The organism is Rheinheimera sp. (genome assembly GCF_020217005.1).
GTDB lineage: Bacteria > Pseudomonadota > Gammaproteobacteria > Enterobacterales > Alteromonadaceae > Pararheinheimera.
Genome location: NZ_JAIWOI010000284.1, coordinates 1 through 10,000 on the forward strand (window position 1 = coordinate 1; position 10,000 = coordinate 10,000).

General features: G+C 47.4%; 7 protein-coding genes and 1 other RNA gene. 4 read left to right on the forward strand and 4 right to left on the reverse strand.

Annotated features, from left to right (window positions below; all coding sequences use genetic code 11):
* Window positions 1–253, forward strand: a transfer-messenger RNA (tmRNA) gene (ssrA, locus tag LDL40_RS13815); the annotation flags it as partial.
* A 307-nt stretch (window positions 254–560) separates the two neighbouring features.
* Here the strand turns inward: ssrA and LDL40_RS13820 are convergent.
* Entirely contained in the window at window positions 561–1,430 is an 870-nt protein-coding gene (locus LDL40_RS13820; protein ID WP_300995965.1) for a DUF2971 domain-containing protein, read from the reverse strand.
* 267 nt (window positions 1,431–1,697) lie between these two features.
* On the opposite strand from LDL40_RS13820, the gene vapB reads away from it, so the two are divergent.
* Both vapB and LDL40_RS13830 read left to right on the forward strand, forming a co-directional pair.
* Complete coding sequence (gene vapB / locus LDL40_RS13825; protein WP_300995966.1) at window positions 1,698–1,931, forward strand: type II toxin-antitoxin system VapB family antitoxin; 234 nt, start codon at window positions 1,698–1,700, stop codon at window positions 1,929–1,931.
* A 2-nt stretch (window positions 1,932–1,933) separates the two neighbouring features.
* A complete protein-coding gene (locus LDL40_RS13830) occupies window positions 1,934–2,338 on the forward strand; it encodes a type II toxin-antitoxin system VapC family toxin (protein ID WP_367304330.1) in 405 nt (134 codons plus the stop codon).
* A gap of 57 nt (window positions 2,339–2,395) precedes the next feature.
* On the opposite strand, the gene LDL40_RS13835 is transcribed toward LDL40_RS13830, so the two are convergent.
* A complete protein-coding gene (locus tag LDL40_RS13835; RefSeq protein ID WP_300995968.1) occupies window positions 2,396–3,289 on the reverse strand; it encodes an alpha/beta hydrolase-fold protein in 894 nt (297 codons plus the stop codon).
* Window positions 3,290–3,569: 280 nt separating this feature from the next.
* On the opposite strand from LDL40_RS13835, the gene LDL40_RS13840 reads away from it, so the two are divergent.
* Window positions 3,570–7,436, forward strand: a complete 3,867-nt coding sequence (locus LDL40_RS13840; protein WP_300995969.1) for a PAS domain S-box protein — start codon at window positions 3,570–3,572, stop codon at window positions 7,434–7,436.
* 39 nt (window positions 7,437–7,475) lie between these two features.
* Here LDL40_RS13840 and LDL40_RS13845 read toward each other — a convergent pair whose 3' ends face one another.
* Window positions 7,476–9,131 carry a diguanylate cyclase gene (locus LDL40_RS13845; RefSeq protein ID WP_300995970.1) on the reverse strand — a complete coding sequence of 552 codons (1,656 nt, stop codon included), beginning with the start codon at window positions 9,129–9,131 and terminating at the stop codon, window positions 7,476–7,478.
* 160 nt (window positions 9,132–9,291) lie between these two features.
* Window positions 9,292–10,000, reverse strand: a 709-nt coding sequence (locus LDL40_RS13850) for an FtsX-like permease family protein (RefSeq protein ID WP_300995971.1), incomplete at its 5' end; no start/stop codon positions are given.

Here is a 10,000-nt window from a genome sequence, read left to right on the forward strand (position 1 = left end):
TACGCAATCGCTGCCTAATAAGCAGTAGATGCTCTCCCCCCCGCGCATGCCTGTAAGCCGGGATTTTGGGAGATCACCCCTAACAGGATCGCATGGCGGCTTTGTCCGGAGCCAAAATGCTAAAACCAATCGGACTCGCCCGACGATAGCCTGCCAGCTGGCGCTCATAGGGTTAACTAAATAACTGGATAAGCATGTAGTACCGACGATCTAGGTTTTTCGGACGGGGGTTCAAATCCCCCCGGCTCCACCAATAAAGCAAAAGGCCACCGCAAGGTGGCCTTTTGCTTTATTGTGGTTTCGCGGCGGACGCGAACAACAGTTCGGGGTTCAGCCGGAGCTTGCGCAGCAAGCGTAGACAACGCCTAAAGGGCGGCCTCTCGTTGCCAAACGAGAGGTGAGCGGCAAAGCCGCGAATAAATCCCCCTACTAACTAGCCACCGCAAGGTGGCCTTTTGCCGTCAGTCGCAGCAAGACACTGAGTTGCCATCATACAAAACTAGCCACAAAAGCCAGAGGCAAAGGGAAAGACCTGTCACTAATCTTTACTTTAAGGTCTGTCACATTGGTGTTGCGGTCAACTGAAAGCTGTCTTCAGCTAGACGGACTCGCATGAAGGAATCAACCCCCAGAGATTTGAATAGAGCAACAAGTTGTGTCTGTTTTGATTTCTGCATCCTGTAACCGATGAACACATTCTTGATTGCTGAAGCGGAGAACTTGACCTTTTTCCTCGCCTGGTCGACACCGACAATCCGAACTTCCCTTTCGTATGACCAAGCCGCAGACTTCTGAAAATAGGCCTGTGTTGTCTGCTCGAGCCAATGAACGAAGTCAGCTCGCTTACCTCCCTCAATAGCGTATCGCTCGACAGTATCCATAGCATCAAGCAGAAAACGCTTCTCGGTGTATTGGACGCATTGCAAGTCAAAGTGGTCGTGGGTTAGACCAGGGTTAAGATTCCGAAAACCCTCAAGCAGAACAACTGGGTCGAATTCAACACAGAACCCGGCAAGACAGCTTGCATAGTGCGACCACATCAGTCTGTTCAGTTCAGGTCGCTCTGAGTCTGTTGCACGGAGTCCATCACTGTGAGCATGGTTTGAAGTAAAACAAACAACGCCCATCCGATCCTGAAGTGGAAGTTCTAAACTCTGACCCACCATAGATCTCGAAAGGTCGTACGCCTTATTGAAATTGTGTTCGTTGCAACGCAGTTGCTTGATTACTCCGCCAGAAAAATACTCTGCCAAAATCGAGATCTGGTTCTCACGAGCCTCGTCGAATTGGGCTTGAACAATCCCTAACCTACCCTCAAAAGGGTCGTTGAACTGATCAACGTGACTAAAATAGATCGACTCTTCCCTGAAGCTATCCAGTACCTTTTTTCTAAAACTGTAGTACTTAAAAACACTACCCAAACCAGACATTCTGTTGACTTCCCATCAAACGGCGGCATGAAAGTTTACCACCCGAAACAACTCGAGAGAATCATAGACTCAAACACTGGCTTTCCTAGACCTTTTTCGTAGAGCCAATCAACAGATAAACCCGCCTAAGAAATAATTTAAAGGTTTCTGACACTGAACAACAGCCCCTCGGTTACACCAACAAATGAGAATGCCCCAAAGGTAGATACCTTGAGTATCTACCTATTTGAGTGTATGCTTTCCCTATAAACGAATAGAGGATGAATGATGGAAACAGGTACTGTATTTAAAAATAACAGCACTCAGGCTGTACGCTTGCCAGTTGAAGCTCGTTTTCCTGAAACGGTTAAAAAAGTCATAGTGCGTGTAGTTGGGCAAGACCGAATTCTAACCCCTGTAAGCAATAGCTGGGACTCGTTCTTTATGCAAGCTCAGACGGTCACTGATGATTTTATGACCGAGCGCGCCAGTCAGGAGCAACCCGAGCGGGAAGCGTTTTAATGATTAAATACATGCTGGATACCAATATTTGTATTTATGTGATTAAACGTCGCCCAATGGAAGTACTGGACACTTTTAATAAGTTCGCAGGAACTTTATGTATCAGTTCAGTCACTTTTGCAGAGCTTTGCCATGGTGTGGAAAAAAGTACCTTACCTGAGCATAACCGTCGTCAGGTCGAGGATTTCGTCTCGCGATTGGAAATTCTGCCGTACGGAGATAAAGCTGCAGCCCACTATGGTGACATCAGAGCAACACTTGAGCGGCAGGGTAAGACTATCGGCGTCAATGATTTACATATTGCAGCCCACGCCAGAAGCGAAGGCTTGGTGCTGGTTACCAATAATCTCAAAGAATTTGAACGGGTTGCGGGCTTAAGAACTGAGAACTGGCTCACTGGACCTTAAAGGCCACCTTGCGATAGCCTTCTGCTTTACCAAGTAACCCAAGCGCTGACTAAACCCCTACTTCCCCTGCCCCAGCAACCAACCATAAATATCCCAACCTTCGTACACCTGGCGCCAGGCGTCGTGTTCGGCCTGTTCAAGCATACTAAAACGCACATTGGTGTGGCCCAACTGGCGCAGGGTCTCTATGCCAGGGTAGATATTATCTTTGTTAATAGCCGAATCCCGGCCTGCTGCTATCACCCAAAGTGGTAACTTGGCTTTGGCTATAGGCGGCATTAAATCCGGATGGCCCCATGCCACTACGGGCGCTGCAGCAGCGAATAAGTCCGGGTGTTTGCTGGCCATATACCAGGTGCCAAAACCACCGTAGCTAATGCCTGAGATATAACGTCTTTTGGTGTCCGTATTGTAGTTTTTATCTACGGCCGCAAGCATGGCCAATAAATCCTGCTCGGCTTTTTCCCAGCCATTGGGCAACAGCACTGGCACTTGAGAAATATCAGTCACCACTTTGGCCGGAGCTATGGCTTTGTCCGAAGGGAACATCACAGGGCGTGGTGGCACACCTTCGGCTAAACGCTTGGGTATATCGGCTTTGCTGCGATTGGCGATGTAAGGCCTGCTGCCCATATCAAACATCTGTAACTGCGGCACTATCATAATAAAAGGCAGGTCACGTTTTTGGATCCAGGCCTCGTACAATGGGCCGTGAACTAAAGTGTAATCCAGCTCATCCAAGCCATTGCCCCGTTCGCCATTGCCATGCAAAAAGAGTAAAACAGGCCATTTTTGTGCAGCCTTTTGCTGATAACCCGCGGGTAAATAAACAAAATATTGCCGCTTTAAGCCATCAACGCTGCTTTGATAGTCAGCTCTTAGCAGTTTTGCTTCTGAAGCCAGGGCACTGGCCGATAGCAGCAGACATAAAGACAGTATTCTGAACAACATAACTTCTCCTTTTTTATGACGTGGCAGGACAACAGTTGAAAAAATCCGGCTCTGCTTTAGCATGCTGGCTGATTTTTCAGCATTTGTCATTGCGCTACTGCGGCTTTTCAGTCAGACCGCAGGTAAATTCCGCCGGCTTAGTCTGGCCATTCCCTTCCAGTACAAGCTGAAGGACTAAAAGAAACGAACTGGCTAAATAACTGCTTTATTTCAGCTTTTTATTTATAAGCTCCTAAATTTGCAGTTACACTGAATTTACTGCTCCAGTCTGAGTGTAATTATGCGGGCCAATTTACCTTCTAATGAAGCTGAACGTTTAGCTACTCTTCATGCGCTGAATATTCTTGATACAGCACCTGAGGCGGCTTTTGACGCTTTGGTTCAGTTGGCAAGTCAGCTGTGCCAAACCCCTTATGCCGTATTAACCTTAGTGGACAAAGACAGGCAATGGTTTAAGGCCAAGCTTGGTTTTGACCATCAACAAACCGCCAGAGACATTTCCTTTTGCGCTCATAGCCTGCTAACACCACACCAACTGACGTACGTCTCAGATGCGAGTAAAGACGTTCGTTTTGCCGACAATCCGGACGTTACCAAGCCAGATGGCATACGTTTATACGCCGGAGCCCCGCTGACCTTAAGCAATGGCGCCGTGCTTGGTACTTTGTGTGTCGTCGACACTGCAGTCAGAGAGCTGACTGTGGAGCAGCAACACAGCTTAACCTTACTTGGACTGCAAGCAGTGCAACTGTTGGAAGCCAGGCAAAAAGCAGAGCTTTACTTTCAGCAGCAACGCACATTAACCACTGTGATAGAACATGCACCTTTATTACTGGGTCAGGTTGATACTAGGTTTTGTTACATTTTTTGTAATCAAAAGTACGCAGAATGGTTTGGCGTAGACCCAGACCTTGCGGTGGGCAAAAGCATACGCGAGGTGTTTGGTGACCAGGCCTTTGCAGAAGCCGAGCCCTGGCTTGACATTTGCCTGAGCGGAGAAGAAACGCATTTTCGCTCAGCCGAATCCCATGGTCAGATTTTTGATATCAATTTTGTGCCGCAGAAAAACCCTCAAGGTGAAGTAGAAAGCATTGTGATCATTGCAGCCAATGTGACGGAAGTGCATAAGCAGCAGTTGCAGATCAAGCAGGAACACAATCGCATGGACGCCATTATTAATGGCTCGAACCTCGGTACCTGGGAATGGAATGTGCAAACAGGCATCACCATTTACAATGAACGCTGGTTTACCCTGCTAGGTTTAACCTCTCAGCAAACGACCTCAGTCGACTTATGGGCCAGGTTAACCCACCCGGAAGACTTACTGCGCTGCACTGAATTGCTGGAGCAGCATTTTGCTCAGCAGACCCCCTACTACGACAGCAAATTCAGAATGAGGCACAAGGCCGGGCATTGGGTCTGGATTCATGCCATAGGCAAAGTGATGAGTTGGACGGCTGAAGGCCAACCGCTTTTAATGTTCGGTATCCATGCGGATGTGACTGAGTCACTGCAAAAAGAAACTGAGATTTTACAAACCCGCTCCTGGTTGCAAGCCATTATCGACTCGTCTACCGAAGTTGCGCTGATCTCCACTGATCCCTACGGCACTATTCAGTTATTTAACACTGGCGCGGAACGTATGTTGGGATACAGCGCGGATGAATTAGTTGGCAAACACAGCCCGGCATTATTTCATGAGCCAACCGAAATAGACGCTCACGCCAGATTGCTTAGCCAACTTTATCATCAGCCTATTAAAGGCTTTGAAACTTTTGCTTTTACCGCTCGCAGGGGCCAAAGCGAAACCAAACAATGGACTTATATCTGTAAAAATGGCGATCGCAAACAAGTCAGGGTGAGCGTCTCTGCTATGCGGGATGAACACAACGCTATCCGTGGTTTTTTAGGTGTCGCTATAGATATTACTCAACTGGAGCAACTGAACCATGCTTTGTTGCTCAGTGAACAACGCTATCGCTCTATGCTGGATAATTTGCCTGGTGTGGTATATCGCTGCCGGAACGACGCTTACTGGACCATGCTGTTTATCAGCGACGAGGTCTTTCAGTTGACTGGCTATAGAGCTCATCAGTTGATCCTCAGTAAAGAAGTCAGTTTTGCAACCCTGAATCATCCGGATGATAAAGAACATACCAATCGGACTGTGCAGCAAGCTTTAGCAAAACAGCAGCGCTTTAGCGTTGAATACAGGCTTTATCACAAAGACGGCAGCATACGCTGGGTACAGGAGCTGGGTCAGGGCATTTACGACGATCAGGGAGAACTGTTGTATATAGATGGTTTTATCTGGGATGTCACTGAACAACATGAAGCCAGACAGGCATTAAGTGCCAGTGAACAAAAACTATCATCTTTGTACAAAATGGCCCCTTTGGCCATAGTTCTGAACCGCTTTACTGATGGCGCTTTTATTGAAGCCAATCCGGAGTTTTACCGGATCTTGGGGTATAAACAACATTCGGCTGCTGCTGAAACCGTCACTGCGACATGGTACGACTGTGGATCTACAACTCAGATGACACAGCTGCAAATGAATGCTCGTTATGGGCCGCTGGAGCAGGAATTGCGCCACAGTGATGGTCATCTGGTGCCTGTCTCTGTCACTGGTGTGTTGATTAAAAATCACGAAGGTGAACAACAAATTTGGTCAATTATTCAGGATATTACCGAACGACGCCGTATAGAGCAGATGAAAAATCAGTTTGTCTCTATGGTCAGTCATGAACTGCGCACACCGCTCACTTCTATTTCAGGAGCTTTGGCTCTGGTCACTGGCGGAGTTTTAGGCCAGGTACCTGCAACTATGTTATCGATGTTAGAGATCGCCAAAGACAACAGCTCCAGACTCAGCCAATTGATCAACGATCTACTGGACATCGATAAACTGGTAGCGGGTAAAATGCATTTTGAGCTGAGTTTGTGTCAGATCAGTGATTTGCTGGAAAAAGCGATACAAAGCAATCAACCTTATGCCAATAAATATGGGGTTACATTGCAACTGGCGGAACAGCAAGACGCTACACTGATGGTCGATCCGATGCGCTTCCAGCAGATCATGGCGAACTTATTGTCCAATGCAGCTAAATTCTCACCTGCAGGCTCCAGCGTAAAGGTGAAGTCTTCATTAACAGAGGGGGCTGTCCTGATCGAAGTGGAAGACGAAGGTCCGGGCATAGCTGAGGAATTTAAAGCTCACATCTTTGAGAAATTCTCGCAGGCAGACGGTGCAGACAGCAGACAAACTGAAGGTACAGGCTTAGGTTTGTCTATAGTCAAAGAACTGACTGAACATATGGCAGGCAAAGTTGGTTTTTACAATCTGTCGCCTGTCGGCAGTTGTTTTTACCTTAGTTTTGCGCAGGTAACACAGGGAAGTTTGCATCAAACTAAAATACTGGTGGTGGAAGATGATCCACAAGTAGCTGAATTTATAGTGCAGATGTTAAGTACTCAAGGCTATCAGGCTCATTGCGCCAACAGTCTTCACCAAGCTATCTTTGCATTGGATCAGGAACAGTACCATGCCATTACTCTGGATTTGAACTTGCCCGACGGCCATGGTTCAGCACTTTTTGCCGAGCTACGCAGCCGCCGTCAGTACATACACACACCGGTATTAATCATCAGCTCTGATTCCAAAGACGATCACCCTGTATTGCTGGGCGGCATCCATGCACTGGATTGGCTGGATAAACCTATAGCAGCCTCCTCTTTGCTGGAGAAAGTCGCGGGCCTGTTCGGCACCAATAATCAACACAATACCCGAATTTTGCATGTGGAAGATGATCCCCACCTGGGTCAGATCTTATCATTACATTTAGCAGACTTTGCCTCCTCAGTGCAGGCTACCAGCCTAAAGTCCGCAATGCATTTGCTGAAAAACCAAAGCTTTGACTTAGTCATACTGGATATTGGTTTGCCCGATGGCTCTGGCCTGGAATTATTGCCCCATCTTGCTCAGCACCAGTTTCAAACCCCAGTGGTGATTTGGTCCGCACAGGAACTAAATCAGCAGCAACGCCATCAGGTGGATTTAGTTCTGGCAAAAAGCCGGATTGACTTACCTGCACTGCTGCAACAACTAAAAAATTTGCTACCGGTAAAAACAACAACAGCCCTGTAAAGGGCTGTTGAGTTCAGCGGGTCTTTCAAGCTAAAGCTGCTATTCCAGCGCCTGATACAGCTGAGTCTGATTACGACCTGCATGTTTTGAGCTGTACAGCGCTTTATCTGCCTGATCAATCAACTGGTCTGTATCTACTGTAGCTTTAGCCTGGCAAATACCAGCGCTGAACGTACAGTGGAAATTTGCATAATCAAAACTGAAGGGCAAACTGGCGAAGGACTGACGTAACTGCTCAACCAAAGTAAAGGCTTGCTGCTGATCACAATCGGCCAGGATCAGTAAAAACTCTTCACCACCGTAACGGCCTATAATGTCCGTTTTACGTAGTTGTTGCTTAAGCAAATTGGCCAGACTACTGATCACTTGATCACCAATCAGATGGCCATAGTTGTCATTGACCTTTTTGAAGTGATCAATGTCCAACATCACCACGCTTAAAGGCTCACCTGTGCGCTCACTGCGCTGTAACTCATGACTTAAACGCTCTTTGACTCTGGAATGTTGTAACAACCCGGTCAGGCTGTCCTTGGTCATCATTTCAGCCAGTTGCCTTGCTCTTTGTGCTCTGGCAAAGACCGCAACTATCAAAGCCGTGTCAGTAATAGGTTTGGTCAGAAAATCATCGCCACCTTTAACTAAAGCTGCCAGTTGCCGTTCGCCATCTGTCTCAGACGACAAGTAAATAATAGGCACACTCAGCCATTCGTCCTGCAATCGTATCAACTGCGCCAGCTCTGGTCCTGAGCAACCAGGCATCAGTACATCCAGCAAAATAACATCAGGGCGGAATCTGCTGAGTCCTTCATAAATTTTTGCCGGCTCCAGCAAAATTTCTGCACGCAGACCAGCGCCTTGCAACACCAGCGCATAATGTTCGGCTAACAGCTGGTCATCATCCACTATCAGCACCCGAAAAGCCTCACGGCCACGTATTGCCAATAAACGCTGTAAACGGGCTTCTAAAGCTGTGGTATTCAACGGCTTCACAAAATAACCGCGGGCGCCTATGCGAACGGCCTGCAGGTGGTGTTCAAAGCTGTTATGGCTGGTTAACACCAGTACTGGAATTGACTCGGTTAAGGTTTGTTGAAAAGCAGCTATGTACTCCAAACCACTTTGCGCTTCATCAGGTAAAGAGATATCCAGAATGAGCGCATCAGGTAAGCGGATTTTCAGGGCTTCATCTAATTGCACAATACGTTTAAAACTTTGCACCTGATAGCCAAAAGTAGCGAGAGTCAACATCAGGTGATTGGCCGTCTCTTCGTCGTCTTCCAGCACATATATCAGCGCCTTGTGGTCATGCAACATATCTGGTTTTGAAGAACTCAGATTCATCACCTGATGCCCAACCTGATGGGCATATTGCACCTGCTGGAACAGCGTCATAAAGCTATTAATTTCGCTCAGATCCGGGGCAGTATCTGCGGCCATCCACTCTTTTAACTGCAGCTCAAGATTTTTTGCCAGCTTCCCCAACTGAGGTAAACCAAAAGTCCCGGCTGAACCAGCTAAAGTATGGAATTTATGCTTCAGCGGCAGTACGGCAGCACGCCAGTCAGGTTGACTTGATAAAGTGACTAAGGAGCTTACCTGAACGGCCAGCGCTGGGATATCGGTTTGCAGTCGCTCCATGTATTGCTGGTGAAGCTTGGCCAGTTGTTGTTCTAATGTCGATTGCTCTGGGGTCATGCTCAGTCATTGGTTGGTTGTAAGTGCAAGTCTACTATAACAAAGGATTAAACAAATCCCAGCATCAAATACCAAATAGGCTTGAAAAATTTTGCGCTATCTAGCTAAAACAACAGCAAAAAATTCAGCAAAGCCCATAAAGGCTTTACTGAATTAACGGTTAAAGCCTGACCATTAAACCTGAAGCCAATGCCCGGCGGTAAGCCAGAAAAGCAGGGATAGCACCTAATAGCATTGTCAGTGCTAATACTGCACTTAACATCAGTGCTGTCTGATCATGCCAGGGGTTTATACTGATAAAGAGTCCATATTGACTGGCCAGCAATTCACGGAATCCCCAGAGCCCGGCGACCAGCACCAGTAACGCGGCAGCTATAGACAATAAAGCCATCAGGAGTAGTTCCAGCTCTATCAATAAAAATACTGTAGATGCAGGTGCACCTACAGCCCTTAATATTGCCATTTCCCTTTGTCGCTCTTTCAGGCCTGCCAATAGGGTGGTCACTATTCCAACCAAAGTGGCCACTATGACTAAAGCGGTGATCAGCAGCAGCATGTTCTCTACCATACTGAGCATCTGCCAGAGTTCAGCCAGGGCGACACCAGGCAAAATGGCTGAAAGTGGCTCGGCTTTAAACTCGTTGAGCTGACGCTGCACCGTAAAAGTCGCCATTTTCGATTTTAAACCTAGCATGTAAGCAGTGATTACTTTTGGCTCTAAATCCATGCTCAAACTTTGCTCTGCGCTGATGCTTTTACCAGGCGCTGGCATACCGCCGCTCTGCCAGCCCAAATGAATAGCTTCGATGCCCTGCAGCGGAATATGCACACTCTGATCAACAGGAGTACCCGTGGGAGCCAAAATACCA

Coding starts and splice junctions, on each gene's coding strand:
- LDL40_RS13820 (WP_300995965.1), bottom strand. CDS start 1,430: ATGTCTGGTTTGGGTAGTGTTTTTAAGTACTACAGTTTTAGAAAAAAG.
- vapB (WP_300995966.1), top strand. CDS start 1,698: ATGGAAACAGGTACTGTATTTAAAAATAACAGCACTCAGGCTGTACGC.
- LDL40_RS13835 (WP_300995968.1), bottom strand. CDS start 3,289: ATGTTGTTCAGAATACTGTCTTTATGTCTGCTGCTATCGGCCAGTGCC.
- LDL40_RS13840 (WP_300995969.1), top strand. CDS start 3,570: ATGCGGGCCAATTTACCTTCTAATGAAGCTGAACGTTTAGCTACTCTT.
- LDL40_RS13845 (WP_300995970.1), bottom strand. CDS start 9,131: ATGACCCCAGAGCAATCGACATTAGAACAACAACTGGCCAAGCTTCAC.